Below are 296 nucleotides of genomic sequence, written 5' to 3' on the forward strand. Positions count from 1 at the left end.
CGTTTTGCGGAACATGTGCACGCCCACCCACATGGAGACCACTGCGCAGATGCCGCAGACCGCAAACATGTAGAGGTCCAGCGGGATGCCCCACATCAGGGTGCGACGGAAGCCGCTGATATACCAGTACATGGGGTTCAGCTTGATGATCTGCTGCATGTTGAACCCGCCGATGGAAAAGGTCATCTGGGTGGGGTCATAGAAGCTGGCGGAGAAGTAGAGCAGTGCCGTGATGAACACGCTCCAGATGTGCATGATGTCCCTGAAGAACACCGTTGCCGCCGCCAGGAACAGAC

Annotated in this window: 1 protein-coding gene; it reads right to left on the reverse strand. The window is 57.4% G+C overall.

Features of this window, described 5'->3' with window-relative positions:
- Window positions 1-296 (reverse strand): ABC transporter permease (locus P0G09_RS19380; RefSeq protein ID WP_275253489.1); only part of this gene is annotated, 296 nt, incomplete at both ends.

It is taken from the genome of Faecalibacterium sp. DFI.5.82 (assembly GCF_029076575.1).
Classification (GTDB): domain Bacteria; phylum Bacillota; class Clostridia; order Oscillospirales; family Ruminococcaceae; genus Faecalibacterium; species Faecalibacterium duncaniae.